This window comes from Mariniflexile gromovii (assembly GCF_017814435.1).
In the GTDB taxonomy this organism is placed as follows: domain Bacteria; phylum Bacteroidota; class Bacteroidia; order Flavobacteriales; family Flavobacteriaceae; genus Mariniflexile; species Mariniflexile gromovii.
Genome location: NZ_JAGJCB010000003.1, coordinates 135,976 through 160,477, shown reverse-complemented (window position 1 = coordinate 160,477; position 24,502 = coordinate 135,976). Strand labels below are relative to the sequence as shown.

Sequence of the window (24,502 nt, the reverse complement as noted above, 5' to 3'; positions counted from 1 at the left end):
TTTATAAAGTTATTCTTGTAAAATTATCGTTTTCTTGGGTTAACATATTGGTGTTTCCCATATTTATGGTGTTCACGCCATTAGTGAGAGCATCAAAACAATTTTCCAGTTTTGGAAGCATCCCATCTGCAATGATGCCTTGTGCCAATAATTCTTTATATAAATTAGAATCGATGTGCTTTATTACCGAATTTTTATCGTTAATATCTTTTAAAACACCGTCTAATTCAAAACAGTAATAAATAGAGGTTTCGTATAAATTACTCATACCAACAGCTAATTGCGATGTAATGGTATCGGCGTTTGTATTTAGCAATTGCCCGTTGCCATCGTGGGTAATGGCGCAAAAAACAGGTGTAAAATCTGCCTTAATTAATTTGTCAATGGCGTTATGGGCTACTTTTTTAACATCGCCAACAAAACCAAAATCAACCTCTTTTACGGGTCTTTTTTCTGATGAAATGCTATTGATATCGGCGCCTGTTAATCCTATGGCATCAATACGTAAAGCCTGTAACTGTGCGACAATATTTTTGTTTACCAAACCACCATACACCATGGTAATCACTTCTAAGGTTTCTGCATCGGTAATACGTCTTCCCTCTATCATATTCGATTTAATGCCCAATTTTGAAGCTATAGCAGTGGCACGTTTTCCGCCGCCGTGAACCAAAATTTTCTTTCCTTTTAAGTTGGCGAATAATTTTAAAAACGCGCTTAAAGATGCATCGTCTTCAATGATATTTCCTCCTATTTTTACTATGGATAGTTTTTCTTTCATTTTTAAAGATTTTATAAATCTTCCAATATTTTTTTCAATACCAATTGGGCTGCATAGGTTCTATTATTTGCTTGCTCAATGACTAATGAACTATCGCTATCCAACACTGCGTCTTCAACAATTAAATTACGCCTTACTGGTAAACAGTGCATAAATTTAGCATCACCTAATTTTTCTTTAGTAATCATCCAATTGGGGTCCGTGTTTAATACTTTGCCATAATCGTTATAATTGCTCCAGTTCTTCACATATACAAAATCGGCATCCTTAAATGCTTCTTCTTGATTATAGACTACGGTTGAATCTCCCATAATTTCCGGGCTTAACTCATAACCTTCAGGATGCGTAACCACGAATTCCACATCCATTTTTTGCATGGCTTCAATAAAACTATTTGCCACGGCATGCGGTAATGCTTTAATGTGTGGTGCCCAACTTAAAACTACTTTAGGTCTTTCTTTTTTGGTGTTTTCTGAAATGGTAATCGCATCGGTTAACGCTTGCAGCGGATGACCCGTTGCACTTTCCATGTTTACAATAGGCACTGATGCGTATTTTACAAACGACTTTAATACGTGCTCGCTTTCATCCTTTTCTTTATCTGTTAACGTAGGAAATGCTCTTACCGCAATAATATCGCAATATTGAGAAACCACTGCCGCAGCTTCTTTTATATGTTCTGCCGTATTGCCATTCATAATGGTACCATCTCCAAACTCAATACCCCATGCATCACCAGAAACATTCATTACAATAGGGTCCATTCCTAAATTTAAAGCAGCTTTTTGCGTGCTTAAACGTGTACGTAAACTTGAATTAAAGAACAATAAACCTAGTGTTTTGTTTTTTCCTAAGTCTTTATAATTAAGTGGATTTCTTTTTAATGCTTTAGCTTCCTGAATCCAAATATTGATATCACTAATATCTTGTATGGAGGTATAATGTTTCATGTTTTTAATATTATTCTTAATACCTACAAGGCTTTCAAACCTTGAAGGATAACTTATATTTCCAGACCATACAGGTTTTAAAAACCTGTATGGTCTTTAGCTGCTATTTTATTTTGGTAAACTGAATTTTATTATCGAAGGCATTCAAAATGAAATTATCTTCCAACCCGTTTACAATCCAAGTTTCTATGTTTGCATTTTTGGTAACGGTTGCAGCTTCAATTTTAGATAGCATGCCACCGCTTCCGTGTTTTGATTTTGAGCTAACAACTTGCTTTAGTAAGGCATCAAAATCCTCTACTACTTCAATGGTTTTTGGCGTACCGTTTTCCATCGATTCTTTGGTATAAATGCCATTTGTGTTTGTTGCAATTATAAATAAATCGGCTTTTAAAAGAGACGCTGTTAAAGCACCTAATTTATCATTGTCACCAAATTTAATCTCGTCTGTTGCAACCGTATCATTTTCATTAATAATGGGAATATAATTATTGGCAACCAACACATTAATGGTATTTACAATGTTTGTTCTACTTTGTTCCTTTTCAAAATCGGAATACGACAACAGACACTGCGATGTTAAAAGTCCGCACTCTCTAAAAATTTCTTGGTAAATACGGATTAAATGTGGCTGACCAATAGATGCTAAAGCCTGTTTAACCGTAATTTCTTTACCTTTACTTTCCAGCTTTACAAACTGTTTTGCTGCTGCAATGGCTCCAGAACTCACAATTACAAACTCACAAGTATCTTGAAGTTTTGCGATTTGATTTGCTAAATCCTCAATTTTACCTCTAGAGATATTATCAGTCTCTTTAGTAAGCGTATTAGAACCAACTTTTAGTAATATGCGTTTTTTCTTCATCTATTTAAACCTTCGCTCCTTAATTGTATTAATATCTACTACAAGCGTTCGCTTATTTTTAAATGCCCATTATGGGCTTATCTTATTTGTCCATTACCATGAACATACCATTTATTAGTTACTAAATGTTGTAAACCTATGGGACCACGTTGGTGTAACTTATCAGTACTTATGGCTAATTCCCCGCCCAAGCCTAATTGGCTTCCATCAGTAAAACGTGTTGATGCATTATGATAAACCGCCGCTGTATCTACATTTGCCATAAATGTTTCGGCAACTGCATCATTTTTTGTGATGATTGATGATGAATGACCTCCAGAATACTTATTGATCATCGCAATAGTGTCTTCATTTGAATTTATTTCAGCAATCGCAATTTTGTAATCCAAAAATTCTTGATACCAAATAGCATCCGATACAATAGCTTCAACACCTTCAAACTTTGAAATGGCTTCATCTCCTAAAATCTGCACTTTAAATTCCTTTAATTTTGAAATCAAATTTTTAATAAATGCTTCTTTATTAGGAAGGTTTTTATCAATCAGTACTTTATCCAATGCGTTACATGCTGAAATTTTAGCTGTTTTTGCATTGATGATGACTTTTAAAGCAAGGTCTAAATCGGCTTCCTTATGGACATACACAAAATTATTACCACGTCCACTGATGATTACAGGACACGATGCATGTTCTTTTACGAAGGCAATTAAACGTTCGCCACCACGAGGCACGATTAAATCGAGTTTCTGTGTTGGTTTTTCTAAAAACGCTTGGGTTTCGGTTCTGTTGAATTGTAAATATTCAACCCAATCAGTTGAAGCTCCTTGACTTTTTAATGCTTGATGCCATAATTCAACAATCTTTAAATTCGATTTTAAAGATTCTTTTCCGCCTTTTAATAAAATTTTATTTCCCGATTTAAAAGCAATTCCTGCAGCCTCTACGGTAACATCGGGACGTGATTCATAAATAATCAAAATCGTTCCAAATGATGCCGTTTTATTATAGACCTGCATCCCGTTATCGTGTTTAAAACTGAAACGTTCTACACCAACTGGATCTTCTTGTGAAGCCAAATGTTTTGCAGATTTAATCATCTCATCCACTTTGGAGTCATCTACTTTTAATCGATCGTACATAGAAATATCATCGCCATCATAAGCATCTAAATCTGCTTTATTTATCTTCATAATAGCAGCTCTTTCTTGTTCTAAAAGTTCTGCCATTTTAAGTAATACAGCGTTTCTTGTTTCTATGTTTAATAAAGTATTCATTTTTTTAATTTTTTAGTTGCAAAGCTTCAAAGTTTCTGAGATTCAAAGCTTTGATACTTAGAAACTTTACAACTTATTTTTCTAAACTTTAAATTCTCAGACTTTCTAAGTTTTTAGTTCAGTATTTTAATTTACATGTTAGCTTAAAGCCTTTTTTAAAGCTTCAAAAAATTGATCTACATGTTCTTTTTTAATAGTTAATGGTGGCAAAATTCTAATCAGTTTTTTGTTAGAAGCACCACCTGTAAATATACGATGTTCGTAAATAAGCTTTTTTCTTAGTTCTCCAACTTCAAAGTCGAATTCCAAACCAATCATCAAGCCTTTTCCTTTGATATTTTTAATCTGCGGAATGGTTTTAGCTATAGAAATAAAATAGTCGGAAATATCGTTAACGTTGGCAATCAACTTCTCATCTTCAATCGCATTTAAAACAGCTAAACCAGCAGCACAAGCTAAATGATTGCCACCAAACGTGGTACCTAACATCCCATGTTTTGCTTCAATACTTGGGTGAATTAAAATACCGCCAATCGGGAACCCATTCCCCATACCTTTGGCTATTGAAATAACTTCTGGTGTTACGTTGTAATACTGAAACGCGAAGAATTTACCCGAACGTCCGTAACCTGATTGCACCTCATCTGCAATAAAATAGGTATTGTTTGCTTTACAAAGTTTATCAACTTGCTCGAAAAATTCGGCTGTCCCTTGGTCTAAACCACCAACGCCTTGAATAAATTCTACAATCACCGCACAAACATCACCTTTTTCCAATTCTCTTTTAACGCCTTCAATATCATTCAATGCTAAAAAAGTAACTTGCTGTTGTGCATTAATTGGCGCGACAATATTTTTATTATCGGTGGCCGCTACCGCCGCCGATGTACGCCCATGAAACCCATTGTTAAACGCAATAACACGCGATTTTCCTGCTTTAAACGACGCTAATTTTAAAGCATTCTCATTAGCTTCTGCGCCAGAATTACACAAAAACAACTCATAACCCTTACAACCAGAAAGGGCTTCAATTTTATTGGCAAGTTCAACTTGCAGCGGATTTTGAATCGCGTTCGAATAAAACCCTAAAGTTGAAACTTGATTGCTAACAGCCTCCACATATTTTGGGTGTGAATGTCCAATAGATATTACGGCATGACCTCCGTAAAGGTCTAAATATTCAATTCCCGCATCGTCGTAAACGAGCATATCTTTTCCCGAAACAGGGGTTACATTATATAAAGGATAAACGTCAAATAATGGCATTTTAATTCTTTTTAATTTGATTAATTTTCTCGAAAGAAGCCACAATACCTTGTATCAAAGCAGAGCTTAAACCTTGATGTTCCATAGCATTTAACCCTTCAATGGTACAGCCACTTGGTGTAGTAACACGATCTATTTCCTGTTCTGGGTGTCTACCAGATTCCAACAATAAACTCGCAGCACCATAACACGTTTGTGTAGCCAATTGGTGTGCTTCGTGGGCTTCAAAACCTAACTGAATAGCTCCTTGTGTTGTAGCACGCACAAGGCGCATCCAAAACGCAATACCACTAGCACAAATTACCGTTGCTGCTTGAATTAAATCTTCAGGAATAACCAATGTAGTGCCTAATTGGTTAAACACATCTTGCGCCAAGGCTACTTTATCATGCGCCTTAGTGTTAGCTGCAATACAAGTCATGGATTTTCCAATAGAAATCGCAGTGTTTGGCATCACACGAATAATGTTTTTATCCTTTCCAATAATGCCCTCTATCCTTGGGATTTCAACACCAGCAGCCACCGAAATAATAATATGTTTATCTGTTATTTTCGATGCTACACTTTCCAAAACAGCATTAATATGTTTTGGTTGCAATGCAAAAATAACCATGTCGCTGTTTTCAACTGCCAGCACATTATCGTGTGTAACGGTAACATATTCTTCAGTTTTATAAACATCAACATTCGCGGTGTTTTTATCAGCTAAATATAACGATGTAAACGACCTATTATTGATAAGTCCTTTCGCAATAGAACTTCCTAAATTTCCAGTTCCTATAATGGCTATTTTCATGTTAACTCTTTTTGCCTCCCCTAACCCCTCCAAAGGAAGGGAACTGGAGCGTTTTTAATCATTATTAATCTTCTTTAACCACAATCTTTTCCTCCCCTTTAGGGAAATTAGATGGGGCTTTTAAAAATAAGTCGCTTTTAATTGCAATCCTGTGGTTTCTTCCAAACCAAACATCAAATTCATATTCTGTATGGCTTGACCCGAAGCTCCTTTTAATAAATTATCAATAATACTTGTTACTAATAATTTGTTGTTGTGTTTATGTAAATGAATTAAACACTTATTGGTGTTTACTACTTGTTTCAAATGCAACACCTCATCAGAAACAAATGTAAATTTGGCATCTTTATAAAATGCCTCAAATAGGGCTTTTGCTCCTTCTAAAGTGCCTTCAAAATTGGTATATACCGTTGCAAAAATTCCTCTGGAAAAATTACCTCGGTTTGGCATAAACAAAATTTCAGAAGTAAAACCATTCTGTAATTGTTTAACCGACTGATTAATTTCACCTAAATGCTGATGCGTAAACGGTTTGTAATATGAAAAGTTATTATCTCTCCATGGGAAATGCGAGGTTTCAGACAATGAAGTTCCAGCACCTGTAGCGCCCGTAACCGCATTAATATGCACATCGTTATGCAACAATCCTTTTTCAGCAAGCGGCAACAAAGCCAATTGAATAGCAGTAGCAAAACAACCTGGATTTGCTATATAATCTGCTTTTTTAACAGCATCTCTTTGTAATTCAGGCAACCCGTAAACAAAAGTTTTTCCATTAAAAACTTTATCTTTTTCAAGTCGGAAATCGTTTCCTAAATCGATAATTTTAGTGGTAGCTGAAAACGTATTAGCCGATAAAAACTTCACTGAATTTCCATGACCTAAACATAAGAACAACACATCAACATTTGGGTTGACAGTATCTGTGAATTTCACATCTAAATCCCCCATTAAATCTTGGTGGATGTTGCTAATCTTATTACCTGCATTGGAAGTACTGTACACAAAATCAAGCTCTGCGTTAGGGTGGTTAATTAACAATCTAATTAACTCGCCCGCTGTGTAACCTGCGCCTCCAATAATACCTACTTTGATATTTTTCATTTGCAATCTTTTCTTTTCAAGACCTCTCAGGTTTTTAAAACCTGAGAGGTCTGAGTTTCAAATCAAATTAAGAATTAACTTGATGATAAATTTTATTTTGATTTCCGAAGATTTTAATAAACCCTTTCGCTTCATCGGCTGTCCAACCTTTATTTTCTTCACCGTAACTTCCAAATTTCGCACTCATTAAATCGTGTTCAGAAGTAATACCATCTAAGGTGAAATGGTATGGTCTTAAAGTTACCGTAACGTCACCACTTACAACCTCTTGACTGCTTTGTAAAAAGGCTTCAATGTTTCGCATTACGGGGTCTAAATACTGACCTTCATGTAAATGCATACCATAGAAACTTGCTAAATATTCTTTATGCTGCAATTGCCATTTGGTAAGCGTGTGTTTTTCCAATAAATGATGCGCTTTGATAGTAATTAAAGCTGCTGGCGCTTCAAAACCAACACGTCCTTTTATACCTACTATGGTATCTCCCACGTGAATATCGCGACCAATAGCGTAGGCTTTTGCAAGATTGTTTAAGGTTTCTATGTTAATTTCAGGGTCGTTTTCAATCCCGTTTACAGCAACTAATTCGCCCTTTTCAAAAGTTAATTTCACTTTTTCATCTTCAGCATGTTTTAACTGCGATGGGTAAGCGTTGTCTGGCAATGGTTTATCAGACGTTAAGGTTTCTGAACCACCAACGCTGGTTCCCCAAAGTCCTTTGTTAACCGAGTATTTTGCTTTTTCCCAAGACATATCGATACCATTTTCTTTTAAATAGTCGATTTCTTGTTGTCTGGTTAATTTCTCATCTCTAATTGGGGTGATGATTTGAATTTCTGGTGCCAATGTTTGAAAAATCATATCGAAACGCACTTGGTCGTTTCCTGCTCCTGTACTACCATGTGCAATATATTCTGCACCAATGCTTTTTGCGTACTCCACAATTTCAATTGCTTGAATGATACGCTCTGCACTTACAGATAGTGGATAGGTATTGTTTTTCAATACATTACCAAAAATTAAATACTTTACTACTTTTTGGTAAAAAGTAGCCACAGCATCAATGTTTTTATAAGTTGTAACACCCATTTTATAGGCGTTTGATTCAATGTGTTCTATTTCTGTTTTTGTAAATCCACCCGTGTTTACACTTACAGCATGAACTTCAAACTTTTTTGATAAACTTACTGCACAGTACGACGTATCCAATCCGCCACTATATGCTATTACTAGTTTTTTCATATCCTCTCCCTAACCCTCTCCAAAGGAGAGGGGATTTTTGTTAATTAATTCTTTATTTATTTTAATTCTCTTATTTCAGCTTCAAAACAAGCATTCACGTAATACTTGAAATTTAATTCATCTCGTAATTTTCCTAATTTCTCTAGCTCTTCAACTAATACCAAAGACATTTTAGATAGGGTAACATGCGTCATGCCCAACAGTTCGTTGTAATGATGTACTTTTGGTGTTTGTGCTATTGAAATAAGAAATGTATCGCTATAAAATTCGGTTATTTTAGCCATCAACAGCAAACCAAGATTATAATTTCTATAGGCATTATCAACCCATAGCGATGAACGCTCATAAACAAAATGCCCTTTAACTTGATGTTCATGAACGAAGATATGCCCTATAATTTGATCCTCTTTTTTCAATATAAAGCAACCGTTTTCCACACGCTTTTTCAGCATGTCAACACTCACAAAATATAACGTAGGAAGCTCTCTCGACCTTTCAGAAATAATTTCTAACGATTTATGGGAAAGTTTATACACCAATTTTATTTCTATACCTGCTTCTGCACAAAAAGTCTCAGCTTGCTCTATCACATGATCGATTTCTATATCTAATATTGTACTCATTTTAATTTATATCACACATTACTTTGGTAAAACCTACCCATATTTTCAACAACTAAATCAATTTTTGATGTCATTAAAATTTTTTCCACCTACACTACTTCTTATTCTTTTTTAAAAACATCGCTTGTTTGATGCTTTTTAGTCTATTAAATACCTTTTCTTTTATTTTAACGGGTTCAGACTTTTTAGCTTTAGGATCGTACAACATACCGGTGCACAAGCACATTTTTCGGTTGGTACGTGTTAACACATCGTAGTTTTTACATGTTTGGCACCCATCCCAAAAGGTTGGATCGTCTGTTAATTCTGAAAACGGCACTGGCCTATAGCCTAAATCGGTATTCATTTTCATAACTGCCAACCCAGTAGTTATACTAAATACTTTTGCATCTGGAAATTTGGTTCTGGAATGTTTAAACACCTTATGTTTAATTTTTTTTGCCAACCCCATACTTCTATAATCTGGATGCACAATCAAACCAGAATTAGCCACATATTTACCATGGCCCCACAGCTCGATATAACAAAAACCTGCAAATTTATCACCATCCAAAGCAATAACAGCATTGCCATTTTCCAATTTTTTTGTGATGTATTCTGGGGTTCGTCTTGCAATACCAGTGCCTCTAACAGCGGCTGATTCTGCAATAGTTTCGCAAATAATTTCTGCGTATTTCGAATGTGATTTATCGGCAATTACAATTTCCATTATACTTTAAAAAACGTATTAAAAGTTAAAGTTAATTTTTTTAAACTGAACTGGACTCACCTAGTTCAAAAAATAAAAGCGCACCACTAAGGGCGACGCGGGTAAATACGACACATAAAATACGTGTTGATTACGATATTAAAAAAACTTTGAAACTTTATGGATGAAATTTTATACACTCTAAAAAAATTAAATTACGTTTTGGTTTTTGGTCATTGAAAGACTAGAAGCTGCGACGAGTAATACTCGCGCGGAAACCGGGTGATGAAGGACGTATTTTATTTTTTAATGTATTCATAATGTAAAATTATGATTTTATTCATTACCTCTGTTAAAATTTGGTGCTTTTTTTGAAAAAATTATTAATATCTCTACTTTTTAAGAAATTATTTTTAATTATCCAATTATATCACAATCCTAATTAAAAAAAACAAATCATCTAAAAATCTTTAATTGTTGATTTTTAGATGATTTACATAAGATATAGCTTAATTAATTTTACGCTACATGCTTAAATTCTATTTATTATATTGAAATTCTCTTGTAGATGTTTTATTTTCTGTTGGAAAATCTGCTGGAATTTTTGTCTGTTTCACTTTGCCAGTTGCAGCCCATTCTACCCCTCTTTTTAGAAGGGTAATAAAACCCACACATTCTAACGCTGTGGTATCGTGCCCTAATGTGGTATGGAATATTCTACCTTTTCCGTAGTTAACGGTCATTACTACCGGTTCTTTTTGCTGTAATTCAGCAGCTTTTAACGTTGTAACTGCCGTTGCTAAAATGGTAACGTTTTCAGCTGGTCCTCTCATATAGGCATAACATTCATCATCTGCATGCATCCAACTTAAGGGTAAACCTTTGGTTATGGGGTGTTTTTTATGATAAGTTGTTACTAAAAAATCTTCTCTTTTACCATGCTTGCCACCTGGTCCAGGGGTATAATCTTTTTTTGGTTGATCATGTTCATCAATATACAAATAAGGTCCGTTTTTTTCGGTTCTATTTCCCCAGCCGCCAATGCCAATAATTTTATTGTAAGCTTCCCATTCTGGAAAACAATTATCCGCTGCATGCACACTTACAAAACCGCCTCCGTTTTTTATATAAGTCTCAAAACTTTTTTGCGTTTCATTTGTCCAATCTGCTGCCCTATGACCAAAATTGGAAATAATAACATCGTATTTTGAAAAATCTGGATTGAAATTTGGGTCGGTTATTGGCTTACCTTCAACACCTTCAGGCACATTCGCCAATGGCAACCAGTCTTTATGGGTTTCACTATTGTTTAAGTAATGGGTTCTTTCAATATCGACTTCAAATAAATTGGTTTCTTCTAAATATTGTTTCATCATGATGGTAGATTTTGGCCATACAGAATGGTTATTTTGACCATCAACAATCAACACTTTTATTTTGCCTTTATGCGCATTATCAGAAAATGTCTTAGTAAAAAAACAAAGACTCATTAATAAAAAAACAATTTGCTTCATCATAACAACACCAATTTTTAATATAAAATTCTTTTAATTTCTAAATACCTAATATCTTTTTCAGATAATTTTCATCTGGTTTCGCACCTGCAAAATCGTCAAAACTACGTTCTGCAGCTTCAATAATATGACTTTGGATGAATGGCGCCCCTTCTCGCGCTCCTTGAGCAGACGATTTCACACAGCATTCCCATTCCATAACCGCCCATACATCGCACCCGTAAGTGGTTAATTTTGAAAATATTCCTGAAAAATCTACTTGTCCATCGCCTAAAGATCTGAATCTTCCAGCTCTGTCTTTCCAATTAGAATACCCACCGTAAACACCTTGTTTTCCTGATGCATTAAACTCGGCATCTTTCACATGAAACGCTTTAATACGTTCGTGGTAATAATCTATAAACTTTAAATAATCTAACTGCTGAAGCACAAAATGACTTGGGTCGTATAAAATATTAGCGCGTTTATGGTTTCCTGTGGCTTCTAAAAAACGTTCAAAAGAAGTACCATCGTGTAAATCTTCCCCAGGGTGCAATTCATAACACACATCAACACCATGTTCATCAAAATGGTTCAAAATTGGCAACCAACGTTTCGCTAATTCCTCAAAACCCATTTCCACCAATCCTTGCGGACGCTGTGGCCATGGATATATGGTGTGCCATAATAAAGCCCCTGAAAATGACGCGTGTGATTTTAAACCCAATCTGCCACTGGCGGTTCCTGATTTTTTAACAAAATCAATCGCCCATTCCGTTCTAGCCTTCGGGTTTCCTTTTACTTTATCGGGCGCAAAACCATCAAACAAGGTATCGTAAGCGGGGTTAACAGCCACCAATTGTCCTTGCAAATGGGTTGAAAGCTCTGTGATTTCCAAACCATACGAATTTACTTTTCCTTTTAATTCATCACAATAGGTTTGACTTTCGGCTGCTTTTTCAATATCAATTAAACCAGATTCCCAGGTTGGAATCTGAATACCTTTATAGCCTAAATCTGCTGCCCATTTACACATCCCATCCAATGAATTGAATGGTGCTTCACTTCCTGCAAATTGTGCTAAAAAAACGGCTGGTCCTTTTATTGTTTTCATATTTTTATATTATTTTTTTGGCGTTACCACAAGGGTCGGGCTTTCGCTACTCGCTCCCTCCTTTGTCGGGGAGCTCAAACAGACCGCTCAATCCCTAACGCAACATCCGCCAACAATCGTTTTTAAGATTAATTTATTTTTATCCAACTTGCATTGTTCTTATTACTTTCAACAGCGGCATAAATAAATTTCATACCTCTAATACCATCTTCAATAGTTGGATAATCTGGTTTTTTTATGGTCTCACCTGCATTAAAAGAAATTACATGTTTTGCGAAATTTTTATAAATAGTAGCAAAAGCTTCTAAATACCCTTCGGGATGCCCCGACGGAATTCTGGAAACTTCTAAAGCCTCTGGATGCAAGCCATTTCCGTTAGGTGTGTATATTTTTTTAGGATCCTCTAACCAACGCGTGATTAATTCGCTTGGATTTTCTTGGTACCATTCCAAGCTTCCTTTGTCGCCATACACTTTAATTGCTAAATTATTTTCTTCGCCTAAAGCTATTTGGGAAATGGAAATACTTCCTTTAGCACCATTTTCCATTCGGATTAACATGCTGCCATCATCATCTAAAACTCTGCCTTCGCCAAAAACACCTAAATCGGCCGCTATTTCTTCAATTTTTAATCCGGTGATGTATTCTATTAAATTTTCGGCATGCGTACCAATATCGCCTAAAGCCCCACCGATACCGGATCGTTTTGGGTCTGTTCTCCAAGCGGCTTGTTTTTGCCCCGTGTTTTCTAAAGAAGTGGACAACCAGCCTTGAAGATACTGTGCTTGTATTTTTCTAATCTTTCCCAATTCACCATTAGCAATCATCGCTTTTGCTTGCTTTACCATGGAATTGCCCGTATAATTATGTGTAAGCGCAAATAATTTACCGCTGTTTTTTATAATGTTTTCAAGCTCGGTAGCTTCTTCTAGCGTAAGCGTAACGGGTTTATCGCAAATAACATGAAAGCCATTTTCGATTGCCATTTTTGCAGGTGGAAAATGCATGTGATTAGGGGTTACAATAGCTACAAAATCCATTCTAATAGCTTCTGGCAATTCTTTTTCCTTTAGAATCATCTCTTCAAATGTTTTGTAACATCTGCTTTCATCTAAATTAAGGTCTTTTCCTGATGCTATGGATTTTTCTTCAGTACTACTAAAAGCCCCACATACCAGCTCTATCATACCATCTATAGCCGCTGCTTTTCTGTGCACATCTCCAATAAATGAGCCAGTGCCTCCACCGACCATTCCCATTCTTAATTTTCTACCCATCATAAATTTATACGTGTACTTTATTTAAAGATTTATTATTCTTCATATATATGTTTAAGCCTAAAAACGCCACAATAAGTATGGCAGGTAAAATAGACATGGTTCGCAAGGCTTCCCCAGCGCTTGCATTATCCATTAAATTCCCCATAATTGGCAACACGATTGATACCGAAAACATGCCTGCACCTCCCATAATGGAGAGTCCTAACGCACCTGTTTCCGGTAAATATTCGGCAACAAAACCCAACATGGTTGGCCAAAAAAAAGTGACTCCAATTGCAAATACCGCAGCTGCAACAAATATCATTCCGCCACTTGTAACCGTAAGCAGCCACAACCCAATAAATGTGAAAATTGCTGAATACAATAACATGCCCGATGGCTTTAATTTATGTACTACTTGTCCAGCAAACAATCTGCCTAAAGCCATAATACCATTTATAAATGCAAGTACTAACAAGGGGGCTTCAACGGATGTTTTTAAAAGGGATTCAATACGCTGTGTTGTACCAAGCTCTGAAGCTGCAGTTAGCAACATGCAGAAAACCATAAATAAAAACAACGGTTTTAAAACACTTGAAAACATGGTTTTATTACTTACCCCTAACTGAACACGCTCGGTAACAGGCATTTTTTGTCCGAAAAACAAAACCGCATATAACACCAATGGCACAACCAAAGTACCCACCATAATTTGCCAGCTTAAGCCCAACACATCCATAACAAGCCAACCTACTAAGGCGCCAATAACGATGCCACCAGGAAACCACACATGGAACCTGTTTAGCATTTTGGTTTTTTCAGTGGTGTACATAGAGGCAATCATTGGGTTTAGTGCTGCTTCTACCATACCATTCCCTATACCCACAAATAAAGTTGCTATAAAAAGTGACGTCATAGAATCTGCCATAAGTGTTAACACAATACCAATGGCGTGTGTAACAAATGCCATCCACGTGATTTTTTTAATACCTAATAAATCGACCAATGGTCCACCAATAATCATGGCGATAGTAAACCCAAAAAAAGCAGGCGCAAAAGCATAGCCTAATTGCTCTAAAGTTAAACCAACACCTTCTGGACCGAAAACGGTTTCCAATCTTGCCCGTATGGCAAAGGTCATGGCTGTAGTAATTAATGCCAAACAACTGGCTAGAAAAAGTCTGTTTTTGTTAATGCCTTCCATTTTTTAAATGATTTTAGTTTAGTGGTTATATTTTAGGGTCCTATCGTTTTACGAACTATAAACCCATGGCAAAAAGTGTTTCTTAGAAAATTAGAAACAAAAGTTAACAGTGAAACATTACCCAAAGTGCAACATTCCAAATTAATGATAACATTGTGAAAATACGGAATTAGAATAAAAAAACCGTTTATTTTTATTCAGTGAAAAATATTAAACAACAAAAAATACGCTAAACCAATTCTAAATTATGCACTTCGCATTTCATTCTATATTCGTTAGGCGAACATTTTTCATGCTTTTTGAATACCGTGGCAAAATATTGGCTAGAGGTAAAACCACACATGTAAGCAACTTCTGCAATCGTTAAATCTTTATCCTCTTGAAATATTTTTTTAGACATCTCCAACCGTTTCATTGCTAAATAGCGCATGGGGGTTAGATTTGTAATTTGCTTGCAATGGTATGTAAATCGGGTTAATCCCACGCCGGCAGATTGGGCCATTAATTCAATAGTCCATTGTTCCGAAAGGTTATTTTCAAGTTCTTTTAGAAAAAACCGAACACTTCTGGAGCTATCTGTTAACGATTCATTTAAAACAATATCGTTCGTGTCTAATAAATCGAGTAAATTAACAAGCAAGGAATTTATAAGAACTCTTATTTTAGAAGCACTGCTTCCTTTTTCATCTGTATTAATCGCTTTATTGAGTTGAGAAAAGCAATCTTTAATACTTGGGTTCGTTTTTAAAATAGACTTTTCGTTATGCCTTAAAATTGTGGTAAGTCTTGCTAAATCTTGTGGTGTTAAAGTAATCCAATCGGGCCAAACCCAATCTTGATGTGGCCTACGCACACCTAAATCGATAATAACCCAATAAAATTTACCCATTCCAATGTTCGGGTTTCCCACTTTGTGTGCTTCCCAAGGACGGGTAATGGTAAGGTGGTTGGGCGTTAGCACCACTTCTTTACCTTCTTGAGCATAAGGCATGCTACCAGATTCTAAAAAATGGAATTCAATCCCTTCATTTCTATGCCAATCCAAACCCCAATCTTGAGCTCCATTAGCATCCCAATACCCTATACTATTAAGCCCTAATGTATTATCATCCAATCGATCACCCGGATATGTATGTCTCGCAAGTGCTTTAAATTTTATTTTTTTTCGCTTAAAAGCATCAGTTAATGGCAAACAAGTATCGGCATGATAAACAATGCCATCAGCCTTATAAGGCTCAATCTTTTTTTTATTTGCTTTCACTAAAATTGTTTGAATTATTTCACTTTGCAAATTACATATTTTTTAGCAATTTCAAGTGTCCGTAAAGCCTCTGTTATTCAGAAGCAATTCATTACAAAACACATGTTTAACGTTTTAATTGATAAAGCAAAGCGCCAACCGCTATTAATAAACCTAAAAATTCTCTAGACCCTTCTAAGTATGGTTTCTCATAAACCATTTCCCCTAAAATTTCAGATTTATTTTCAGTCTGTAACCAATCTATTAAAAACATAAAATGCATGGCTGCGTAAACAAGAAGTCCTAAAATAATCAAAACAATAATTGCTTTAGGAATGGTAATGAAATTAGACCCCAAAGAAATAACAGCAACACCCATATAAATTAAAAACCAATGCATGGGATCTGGGTCGTTCAATTGAATAACCGCAAAAAGAGTAAACAATATAAAAAGTACACTGTTTGTTATTTTTTTTGATTTAGATAATGACGCTTTTATCATAACTAGACATTTTTAGTATAAGATTTCAAAAATAAATCAATATAAACTTTTAACATATACATCATCTATAAATTTAGCAACACTATGTTTAAACGCTTTCAGTGGTTTTATATAAACAGTTTTGAAAATATATTTTTTAAATTTGCTCTCATTTAAATAAACCACAAAAATTCACCCTATTTATTATGAGCAAAATAAAGTTTTTCATTTACCTTTTGGTAATGGTCAACACCATGTCTATCTGTGCCCAAACATCTATTGGCGGAACAATAAAAGACAGCAACAATAACCCCATTGAAGGTGCAGCCATTGTACTAAATACACCTTCAAATTTATACAGCACTACCGATATAAATGGTAATTTTAGCATTCTTAATGTCCCAACAGGCGATTATAAATTGACTGTTTCACATTTGGGGTATAAAACCATTGAAACTCCCATTAAGGTTGATTCAAACAATAAAACGTTTTCATACACTTTACAAACCGACTTGTTAAACCTACACACTGTAGTTGTAACGGGCACTTTTAACCCTAGACCCCAACTGGAATCCAATACATCTATTAGCACGTTGAACAAAAAAGACATTCAACAGGTTTATCCACAAGGCACTGCCAATTTACTTCAAAATATTCCGGGTACTTTTGCTGATGCTTCTGCGGGTGAAGTATTCACCAGAGTTTATACTCGAGGTGTTTCGGCTGCAGCCGAAGACGATATGGGTTGGTATTATGTATCGTTACAAGAAGATGGTTTGCCAGTTAGCTTGGTACAACACTCTTATTATGGATCTGATCTTTTTCACCGTACAGATTTAACAACCTCAAAGGTGGAAGCATTACGAGGCGGAAGCGCTTCCATTACAGCTATGAATGCTCCTGGTGGCGTTTACAATTTTATTTCTAGGAATAGCACTGAAAACCTAAATGGTGAAATACAATTGCAAAGCGGTATTCAAGGAGAAGGCAACCCATTATACCGAGTGGATGGTGTTTTAGGTGGCGCCTTAGGAAACAACTGGTTTTTTAATGCTGGCGGACATTACAGACTTGATGAAGGCGCGAGAAATACCGATTTCACTTTTAGCAAAGGCGGTCAGTTTAAATTCAATGTTATTAAAGAAAACTCTAATGGCTACTTTAAACTATATGGAAAATATCTAAACGATTATACAAATAGATACACCGGGTTGCCTGCAACAAACTGGAACGATCCAAAACCTGCTTTTGGTCTGGATTTTAATTCTTCAGTTTTAATGATGCCTGAGTTTCATGCCAACATTCCTGATGGAAGAAACCTAGATAATACCATCAGTTTTGACCCATCGCAAGGAGTTGATGCCAAAGATTTAGCTTTTGGCTTCGACATCTTTCAAGATTTAGGCAACAACTGGTCTTTCAAAAACAATATGAAGTTTTCTTCAAAAAGTGCTAATTGGCAAACCTCAATAAGCAATGCCTTTGTATCTATTAGCGACCCTACAGTTTATTATTTAGTGAGTAACGGAAATCCTTTTCCTGTGGGACAAATTGTGTTTCGTGATGCCAATTCTGGAAATGAACTTGCTAGAATAGATAACAGTGGTATTTTTTCAGGTGATCCTGCACAATATTTAACAAGCGGCACACTGCCTAATGATGCCGTTATGGGCACCTCTACTTGGTATAAGGATAATGATGCCGACGAATTTATGCAGCAATTTACCCTTAGGAAAGAATGGGAAAACCATGATCTAAATTTTGGAATTGCTTCTGGTTTTTCGGATACTTTGGTTTATACACAAGGAAGTTTTGCTTTTTCTACTTATGAAAACAACTCTAGAATGCTACAAGTTACTTTAGAAAACCCAGGAGAGCCCGTTATGGCCTTGTCTGATGCTTATGGCGTGAGTAATTATGGTGGATTATTTTTTACCAATAGCAGAGCTAATGTTACACAATTGGCCACTTTTGTAAATGACCGTTGGAAGCTTTCAGAGAACCTTCAGCTGGATTTGGGCGTACGTTTTGAAACCATTAAACATAAAGGAAGCAACGATAGGTTTGCACCATTCACACAAACCGGTGGTTTGGACGGTGATGAAAACACGGCCTACGACAATAACATTTTACAGCCTACTGGTGAACAAGATACTTTTAACTTCAACTATAATTATGTGTCTTATTCTACAGGAATTAATTATAAAATAACAGATGATGCTGCATTATTTGGACGTTTCTCAAAAGGACACAAAGCCCCAGAACTGAATTATTATTTCAATAATTTTGCAAACGTTCCAATCAACAAAAAAGGCGAAGTACAGGATATTAACCAAGTTGAATTAGGATTGAAATCTAATTTTAAAGACGTTTCATTCACCACTACCTTATTTTGGAGTGAACTTAAAAATATAGGTGTTACTAATTTTGAGTTTGATGATGATACCAGTAACATCTTCTACACGCCTATTCAATTTAACACATCAAGAACTATTGGTTTGGAATGGGAAAGCGTCTATTCACCATTAGAACATTTTGCTTTCCGATTTAATGGCGTTATCCAAAATCCTAAAGCTACAAAATGGAATATTTACGATGCTGCTGGAAGTGTAGATACAAGTGATGATAGCACTACCGATTATTCTGGAAACACCCTACCCTTCAACCCTAAATTAATGTTTAATGTGATTGCTGAATACAACAAAAACAAAACGGCTTCTTTTATTAAATGGCGCTATATGGGTAAACGCGAAGGCAATGTTGCCAATGCATTTCAATTAGCTGCATATAGTGTTTTTGATGCAGGTCTTGGCTATAAAATAAACAGTCACTTATCTGCAAATATATTAGCCACTAACATCCTAAATTCTGATGGATTAGCAAACTTTTTTGGAGCAAATTCTTTTGGTGCCAACGCCAATGGAGCGACGTCTGAATTCATTGAAGCGAATCCAGATGCTAGCTTTGTAGTTGTGCCTATTTTACCTAGAGCAGCACTTTTACAATTGAACTATAAGTTTTAAGTTTAAAAACATTTAAAGCTATTGTATAAAAAAAAGTTGGATGAGAATCCAACTTTTTTTTTATGCTTATTAAATTTAATGATTTCTTTATCTGATCTCAGCAATAGCGTATTTAAGAGGTTATCCGAATAATTAGATCTCGACTGCGCTCGACCTGACACTAATTACTGGCAATCAAAGTTAAACAACTATTTCTTTTCTTTTTCTAACTCTTTCAAGGTCCAGTAATCTTCTCTGTCTTTTGATTGTGCGCGGGCGTTTCTAACAAACTTTTTATGAACGCCACCTACATCATTCATAGCTCTTACATAGGTAAGTACATCTGCAATCCATTGGTCATCATTTGCCTTAAGCGGCATCATAATACCATAATCAACACCATCAACAGGACCAATAAGTCCATTTAATAATATCTTACTTAACTTGCCTAAGTCATCACCAACAACTCTAGGACTACCTATTAGCGAAGGCGCTACTAGTGCTCCTTCACCAAGCGGAACACCTTTTAAATCAACACCATGACAGGTAATACAAAGTTGATTATAGGAGTCGTAACCTCTAAGAATACTCTGCTTCTCTCCTAATCCTCTACCCGCTATACGTTTTTTTAATTGCGCCAATCTTGAATCGTCTTTCTTTAAACTTTCTGTTACAGAATGCGATACAATTTCATTGTTTTCATATTTCGCCTTAATTTTATTAAGTATATCGGTCGCTTTTTTATCTTTACTGTAGCGCAAACTTAAAGCTAACTGATTTGCAACCTCTAAAGAAGCATCAGAGACTAATTTTTCTAAATCAGGAAAAATGTCGGTATCACCTGCTTTTAAAAACTTCTCGCTTAAACGAATGGCTGTTAAACGAACCCTTGCATCTTCATCTAAAAACTTTTCTTTTATAAGTACCTTATCTACCACTCCTAAACCTTCCAAGGTCCAAAGTGCATGAACGCGTTGAATTCCTAAATCATTATCAGTTCCAAATAATTTAATCCACCAAGAATTATTATCTGATGCTATATCTTTCAATTCTGGAATCACACTTTTATCATCTTTTAAAATGATTAATTTCTGCGCTGTATTACGGTACCATCCGTTTGGATGCCCTAAATATTCAATTAAATCTGAAGCCTTCTTCCCTAAAAGATTTGGTCTTTTTCCAGGTTTTATGCCTTCATAAACAATTCTGTAAATACGTCCTTTACCTATATTTTTATCCAATTCTTTGCGAATGATAACAGGACGAAGGGAACTTCCTTTTTTAGTCCAGTTACTTTCTTGAATGATACCACGATACATATCTACAATATACAAAGCTCCATCAGGACCTGTTTTGGCTTGAATGGGTCTGAAATTCAAATCGGTTGATGCCATAAACTCTGCTTGATCATAGGCATTGTACAGCACTTTTTTACCATCTTCAATTTTTACTTTAGCACGACGGATAAGTCTGCCAACAGGCTCAGGAATAAATAAATCGCCATAAGTTGATCGTGGCAATTTATCTCCTAAAAATATTTCTTGTCCTGCAACACCGGTAAAATGGTTTAATGTATTATCTGGACGTAATCTACCAGGGCCACCTTGAACATCAGGTGTTCCAACTACTGGCCAAGGCTCCATAAACCCTTCTGACAATCTGCCTTCTGGGTTATAATCGCCATATGGAGCTGGTTGTTGAAAACCATATGCTGGGTTTTCACTTCCTGCTGAAGAATAGTACATAATACCCATATCATCTTGGGTTAAACCCCATTGACCACTAGGCATATTTTCTAAAGAATCTACAATAACTTTATTCTTCTGAAATTTAAAACGTATTGGGTTATATGTTGTATAAACCCAGTTATCTAAATTCCATAACAAACCACTTTGTTGATGTTCTAAATTTCCACCACGGCGGTTAGGGTTGTAATAAACGCGTTCTTTTTTATCGGCTACACCATCACCATCTGTATCTTTATAACTCCATAAATCATACGAGAATGTTTCATTTACGATGAGTTCATTTTCAAGAGGCAATATCATTCTTGGAAGTAGAAGACTATCAATAAACACGGTGCTTTTATCCATTCTACCATCGCCATCAGTATCTTCTAGCAATTTTATTTTACTTATAGACCTGTTGGTACCCGTTCCATCAACATCTTGCATGTAGGTGTTCATTTCAGCAACATACATACGCCCGTTTCCATCCCAAGCAATAGTTACCGGTTCGTCTATCATGGGTTCGCTTGCCACTAATTCTACCTTATAACCTTCTGGCAAATAAAATGTTTTCATACTTTCTTCTGGTGAAAGAAAATTTGAAGGAGCTTCCATTACTATTTCAGGCTTTTCGTAAATTTTTTCTACATATTCTTTTTCTTTCTTTTGGCAATTGAAGAAAAATAAGAGCACTAGAAAAACAGGTAACATGTTTTTAATCATCATTCAGATTATTTTAGTTTTATAAAAATATTAAGTATACAAGATATTAATTAATATCCATTTTGAAATGCGATAAAAAAGCAAAGACTATAACCTATGCTTCTAACTATATAAAATATGTCTCATAAACATGTTTAGGTAAGTTGTTTCAACTAAAACAGCTTATTTGATGCCGATATTCTGTTCAATATCAAAATAACATATTAAAAAAACATACAGAATTAAAACACGAATAATTTCAATTATAAACACACAAAAAGCGTTGTCTTTAAAAAAACAACGCTTTTTGGGTTTATTAGAATATTACTCTACAATAAATTTACCCTTCATCATCATATAATGGGCAGGAAAGCTACATAAAAAATCATAAGTCCCTGCAGGTGGCGCATCAAATTCTATAGATGTTGTTTGTCCGCCTCCAATCAAATCGGTGTGTGCAATAATATCTTGCTCCGCATCTTTTGGTATATAGTTATTATCTTTTGAAGTCGCTGCTTTTCCAGCAAATGCAGCCATGTCTACGCCTTGTTTCAAAAGCACGAAGTTATGCCCCATGACATTAATATCCATCTTGCCTGTATGCCTAAGGGTTAGTTTAATTTTTTTACCGGCAGGAACTCTTATTTCCGCCTTGTCAAATTTCATTAAATCTGTACCTACTAGAACAACTGTTTCAACATTCGATTCTTCTTTTACACTTTTTACTTCTTCTGTTTTCTCATAGGTAAAACCTTCTTTCTTTTTCTCTTCTTTTCCTCCACATCCTATGAGTACAAAACAAGAAAAAACCAAGCACGACACAAATTTTACTATTTTCATTTTTATTACTTTATTTAATTAAGTTGATTTTTAACATATCAATACATTGACAGTAAATCCAAATATACTTATCAATACTAAAATAATAGTGCAGTTTTTTTCAGTGAAAAATATTGCACTAAATAAGGAGCAGAAAATACTACTCCTTAATTTGATTTTGAATAAAGTTAAATAAAAATGTACTAACCAGAAAATTTAGTATTCTTTAAATATGTTATAGAATATAATCGGTACTGATGAAGTTAGATGTTTTCTTATCCAATAGTTCTTTTAAAATAGCATTGTTGTAGGCATTATCTTTTGAAGCCACAAAGGTTCTAATTGAAAATGAACGCAACGCATCATGCACACTCAATGTACCGTAAGCAGAATCTTTTCTTCCAGTAAACGGGTAAACGTCTGGACCACGTTGACATGAGCTGTTCAAATTAACACGGCATACTAAATTTACTAAAGTATCAATTAATGGTGATAAAGTTTTAACATCTTTACCAAACAAGCTTACCTGTTGCCCATAGTTAGACTCCGCCATATCGTGCAATGGTTCTTCAATATCCGAAAACGGAATGACAGGAATGACAGGTCCAAATTGTTCTTCCTTATACACATCCATACCCGTATGAACAGGATACAAAACCGCTGGATAAATAAAATTATCGGTTATAACGCCTCCTTTTTCATTTAAAACTTTGGCTCCTTTTTCTAAAGCATCTGTAATTAATTCTTTTATATATGCTGGTTTTTCTACTTCTGGAAGTGGTGTTAATTTTACTCCAGATTCCCAAGGATTTCCAAATTTAAGGGCATCTACTTTAGCTGTAAAACGTTTGTTAAATTCATCTACAACCGATTCGTGAACGTACAATACTTTTAACGCTGTACAACGCTGCCCGTTAAACGACAAGGTTCCCGCAATACATTCATCTACAGTTGAATCTAAATCGGCATCAGGCAGTACAATGGCAGGGTTTTTCGCCTCTAAACCTAGTACCATACGCAATCTATTGCCTTTAGGATGCTGCGCTTGTAAGGCATTTGCAGATTTGCTATTACCAATTAAAGCCAACACATCTATTTTACCAGATTGCATGATGGGGGTTGCCAAAACACGTCCACGACCATAAATAACGTTTACTACGCCTTTTGGAAAACTATTTTGGAAGGCTTCCAATAATGGGGAAATTAATAAAACCCCTAATTTTGCAGGCTTAAAAATAACGGGATTCCCCATAATTAACGCAGGGATAAGTAATGTGAATGTTTCGTTTAACGGATAATTGTATGGTCCTAAACATAAAACAACTCCTAAAGGCCCTCTTCGGATGTGCGCATAGACACCATCACTTTTTTCAAACTTAGCAGAATCTCTATCTATTTGTTTGTAAGCTTCAATAGTATCATAAATGTAATCGACTGTTCTATCAAACTCTTTTTGGGAATCGGGTAGATTTTTACCTATTTCCCACATTAAAAGTTTAACAATAACCTCTCTTCTGGTTTTCATTTGCTCTACAAACTTTTCCATGCAAGCAATTCTGTCAATCACCTTCATTGTTGGCCATAAACCTTGACCTTTATCGTAAGCTGTTAATGCGGAATTCAGCACCTCCAAAGCTTCTTTTTCACCCAATTGAGGAATTGTTCCCAACAGTGTTGGTTTATATTCTGGAATTGAGGATATGGTTGAATACACCTCGGCTGTTTCACCCTTCCATTCAATCAATTCCCCATTGGTTAAATAGGTTGTTTGATGTAATAAAGTGTGTATTTTATATTGTTCTGGAATTTCAAAAAAGGTTGTGCTCATATTCAAAATTATAATGTTAATAGCTATTGCTAATATACCTATA

General features: G+C 35.4%; 20 protein-coding genes. 1 reads left to right on the top strand and 19 read right to left on the bottom strand.

Going from position 1 to position 24,502, the window contains the following annotated elements:
* Nucleotide 1 precedes the first annotated feature (1 nt).
* The 16 genes from argB to J8H85_RS04270 form a co-directional block, all read right to left on the bottom strand.
* Entirely contained in the window at nucleotides 2–781 is a 780-nt protein-coding gene (gene argB / locus J8H85_RS04345) for an acetylglutamate kinase (protein WP_209653023.1), read from the bottom strand.
* 11 nt (nucleotides 782–792) lie between these two features.
* Entirely contained in the window at nucleotides 793–1,731 is a 939-nt protein-coding gene (locus tag J8H85_RS04340) for an N-acetylornithine carbamoyltransferase (RefSeq protein ID WP_209653021.1), read from the bottom strand.
* Nucleotides 1,732–1,834: 103 nt separating this feature from the next.
* Nucleotides 1,835–2,596 (bottom strand): glutamate 5-kinase, encoded by a 762-nt coding sequence (gene proB / locus J8H85_RS04335; RefSeq protein WP_209653020.1) that lies wholly within the window; start codon nucleotides 2,594–2,596, stop codon nucleotides 1,835–1,837.
* Between the two features lie 77 nt (nucleotides 2,597–2,673).
* Entirely contained in the window at nucleotides 2,674–3,870 is a 1,197-nt protein-coding gene (locus J8H85_RS04330; protein ID WP_209653018.1) for a glutamate-5-semialdehyde dehydrogenase, read from the bottom strand.
* Between the two features lie 138 nt (nucleotides 3,871–4,008).
* A complete protein-coding gene (locus tag J8H85_RS04325; RefSeq protein WP_209653016.1) occupies nucleotides 4,009–5,136 on the bottom strand; it encodes an aspartate aminotransferase family protein in 1,128 nt (375 codons plus the stop codon).
* A 1-nt stretch (nucleotide 5,137) separates the two neighbouring features.
* Nucleotides 5,138–5,932, bottom strand: coding sequence for a pyrroline-5-carboxylate reductase (gene proC, locus J8H85_RS04320; protein ID WP_209653014.1), 795 nt, complete (start codon nucleotides 5,930–5,932; stop codon nucleotides 5,138–5,140).
* Nucleotides 5,933–6,052: 120 nt separating this feature from the next.
* Entirely contained in the window at nucleotides 6,053–7,036 is a 984-nt protein-coding gene (gene argC, locus J8H85_RS04315) for an N-acetyl-gamma-glutamyl-phosphate reductase (protein ID WP_209653012.1), read from the bottom strand.
* A 67-nt stretch (nucleotides 7,037–7,103) separates the two neighbouring features.
* On the bottom strand, nucleotides 7,104–8,279 hold the full coding sequence (locus J8H85_RS04310; protein WP_209653010.1) for an argininosuccinate synthase: 1,176 nt from the start codon (nucleotides 8,277–8,279) through the stop codon (nucleotides 7,104–7,106).
* A 56-nt stretch (nucleotides 8,280–8,335) separates the two neighbouring features.
* A complete protein-coding gene (locus J8H85_RS04305) occupies nucleotides 8,336–8,902 on the bottom strand; it encodes a GNAT family N-acetyltransferase (RefSeq protein ID WP_209653008.1) in 567 nt (188 codons plus the stop codon).
* 94 nt (nucleotides 8,903–8,996) lie between these two features.
* Entirely contained in the window at nucleotides 8,997–9,611 is a 615-nt protein-coding gene (locus J8H85_RS04300; protein ID WP_209653006.1) for a GNAT family N-acetyltransferase, read from the bottom strand.
* A gap of 518 nt (nucleotides 9,612–10,129) precedes the next feature.
* Complete coding sequence (locus J8H85_RS04295; protein ID WP_209653004.1) at nucleotides 10,130–11,107, bottom strand: ThuA domain-containing protein; 978 nt, start codon at nucleotides 11,105–11,107, stop codon at nucleotides 10,130–10,132.
* A 37-nt stretch (nucleotides 11,108–11,144) separates the two neighbouring features.
* Nucleotides 11,145–12,197 carry a sugar phosphate isomerase/epimerase family protein gene (locus tag J8H85_RS04290; protein ID WP_209653003.1) on the bottom strand — a complete coding sequence of 351 codons (1,053 nt, stop codon included), beginning with the start codon at nucleotides 12,195–12,197 and terminating at the stop codon, nucleotides 11,145–11,147.
* Nucleotides 12,198–12,325: 128 nt separating this feature from the next.
* Entirely contained in the window at nucleotides 12,326–13,477 is a 1,152-nt protein-coding gene (locus J8H85_RS04285; protein WP_245243731.1) for a Gfo/Idh/MocA family protein, read from the bottom strand.
* 4 nt (nucleotides 13,478–13,481) lie between these two features.
* Nucleotides 13,482–14,660 carry an MFS transporter gene (locus J8H85_RS04280; RefSeq protein ID WP_209653001.1) on the bottom strand — a complete coding sequence of 393 codons (1,179 nt, stop codon included), beginning with the start codon at nucleotides 14,658–14,660 and terminating at the stop codon, nucleotides 13,482–13,484.
* A gap of 229 nt (nucleotides 14,661–14,889) precedes the next feature.
* Complete coding sequence (locus J8H85_RS04275) at nucleotides 14,890–15,921, bottom strand: AraC family transcriptional regulator (protein WP_209652999.1); 1,032 nt, start codon at nucleotides 15,919–15,921, stop codon at nucleotides 14,890–14,892.
* A 106-nt stretch (nucleotides 15,922–16,027) separates the two neighbouring features.
* Nucleotides 16,028–16,402 (bottom strand): transmembrane 220 family protein, encoded by a 375-nt coding sequence (locus J8H85_RS04270; RefSeq protein WP_209652997.1) that lies wholly within the window; start codon nucleotides 16,400–16,402, stop codon nucleotides 16,028–16,030.
* A gap of 185 nt (nucleotides 16,403–16,587) precedes the next feature.
* Between J8H85_RS04270 and J8H85_RS04265 the strand changes: the two genes are divergently transcribed.
* Nucleotides 16,588–19,404, top strand: coding sequence for a TonB-dependent receptor (locus tag J8H85_RS04265; protein ID WP_209652995.1), 2,817 nt, complete (start codon nucleotides 16,588–16,590; stop codon nucleotides 19,402–19,404).
* 188 nt (nucleotides 19,405–19,592) lie between these two features.
* Here J8H85_RS04265 and J8H85_RS04260 read toward each other — a convergent pair whose 3' ends face one another.
* The 3 genes from J8H85_RS04260 to J8H85_RS04250 all read right to left on the bottom strand — a co-directional run bounded on the left by J8H85_RS04260 (nucleotide 19,593) and on the right by J8H85_RS04250 (nucleotide 24,459).
* Nucleotides 19,593–21,836: a DUF7133 domain-containing protein gene (locus J8H85_RS04260; protein WP_209652993.1), complete on the bottom strand. Its 2,244-nt coding sequence runs from the start codon at nucleotides 21,834–21,836 to the stop codon at nucleotides 19,593–19,595.
* Between the two features lie 300 nt (nucleotides 21,837–22,136).
* A complete protein-coding gene (gene azu / locus J8H85_RS04255; protein ID WP_209652991.1) occupies nucleotides 22,137–22,652 on the bottom strand; it encodes an azurin in 516 nt (171 codons plus the stop codon).
* A 214-nt stretch (nucleotides 22,653–22,866) separates the two neighbouring features.
* The gene (locus J8H85_RS04250) at nucleotides 22,867–24,459 is read right to left on the bottom strand and encodes an NADP-dependent glyceraldehyde-3-phosphate dehydrogenase (protein WP_209652989.1); all 1,593 of its coding nucleotides are present in this window, start codon (nucleotides 24,457–24,459) and stop codon (nucleotides 22,867–22,869) included.
* Nucleotides 24,460–24,502: the final 43 nt, after the last annotated feature.

What these genes read in the sequence shown, in the direction of transcription:
- proB (WP_209653020.1), bottom strand. Translation starts at nt 2,596, where the DNA reads ATGAAGAAAAAACGCATATTACTAAAAGTTGGTTCTAATACGCTTACT.
- proC (WP_209653014.1), bottom strand. Translation starts at nt 5,932, where the DNA reads ATGAAAATAGCCATTATAGGAACTGGAAATTTAGGAAGTTCTATTGCG.
- J8H85_RS04340 (WP_209653021.1), bottom strand. Translation starts at nt 1,731, where the DNA reads ATGAAACATTATACCTCCATACAAGATATTAGTGATATCAATATTTGG.
- J8H85_RS04305 (WP_209653008.1), bottom strand. Translation starts at nt 8,902, where the DNA reads ATGAGTACAATATTAGATATAGAAATCGATCATGTGATAGAGCAAGCT.
- J8H85_RS04300 (WP_209653006.1), bottom strand. Translation starts at nt 9,611, where the DNA reads ATGGAAATTGTAATTGCCGATAAATCACATTCGAAATACGCAGAAATT.
- J8H85_RS04270 (WP_209652997.1), bottom strand. Translation starts at nt 16,402, where the DNA reads ATGATAAAAGCGTCATTATCTAAATCAAAAAAAATAACAAACAGTGTA.
- J8H85_RS04290 (WP_209653003.1), bottom strand. Translation starts at nt 12,197, where the DNA reads ATGAAAACAATAAAAGGACCAGCCGTTTTTTTAGCACAATTTGCAGGA.
- J8H85_RS04265 (WP_209652995.1), top strand. Translation starts at nt 16,588, where the DNA reads ATGAGCAAAATAAAGTTTTTCATTTACCTTTTGGTAATGGTCAACACC.
- J8H85_RS04285 (WP_245243731.1), bottom strand. Translation starts at nt 13,477, where the DNA reads ATGATGGGTAGAAAATTAAGAATGGGAATGGTCGGTGGAGGCACTGGC.
- J8H85_RS04280 (WP_209653001.1), bottom strand. Translation starts at nt 14,660, where the DNA reads ATGGAAGGCATTAACAAAAACAGACTTTTTCTAGCCAGTTGTTTGGCA.
- azu (WP_209652991.1), bottom strand. Translation starts at nt 22,652, where the DNA reads ATGAAAATAGTAAAATTTGTGTCGTGCTTGGTTTTTTCTTGTTTTGTA.
- J8H85_RS04310 (WP_209653010.1), bottom strand. Translation starts at nt 8,279, where the DNA reads ATGAAAAAACTAGTAATAGCATATAGTGGCGGATTGGATACGTCGTAC.
- argB (WP_209653023.1), bottom strand. Translation starts at nt 781, where the DNA reads ATGAAAGAAAAACTATCCATAGTAAAAATAGGAGGAAATATCATTGAA.
- J8H85_RS04295 (WP_209653004.1), bottom strand. Translation starts at nt 11,107, where the DNA reads ATGATGAAGCAAATTGTTTTTTTATTAATGAGTCTTTGTTTTTTTACT.
- J8H85_RS04250 (WP_209652989.1), bottom strand. Translation starts at nt 24,459, where the DNA reads ATGAGCACAACCTTTTTTGAAATTCCAGAACAATATAAAATACACACT.
- J8H85_RS04260 (WP_209652993.1), bottom strand. Translation starts at nt 21,836, where the DNA reads ATGATGATTAAAAACATGTTACCTGTTTTTCTAGTGCTCTTATTTTTC.
- argC (WP_209653012.1), bottom strand. Translation starts at nt 7,036, where the DNA reads ATGAAAAATATCAAAGTAGGTATTATTGGAGGCGCAGGTTACACAGCG.
- J8H85_RS04330 (WP_209653018.1), bottom strand. Translation starts at nt 3,870, where the DNA reads ATGAATACTTTATTAAACATAGAAACAAGAAACGCTGTATTACTTAAA.
- J8H85_RS04325 (WP_209653016.1), bottom strand. Translation starts at nt 5,136, where the DNA reads ATGCCATTATTTGACGTTTATCCTTTATATAATGTAACCCCTGTTTCG.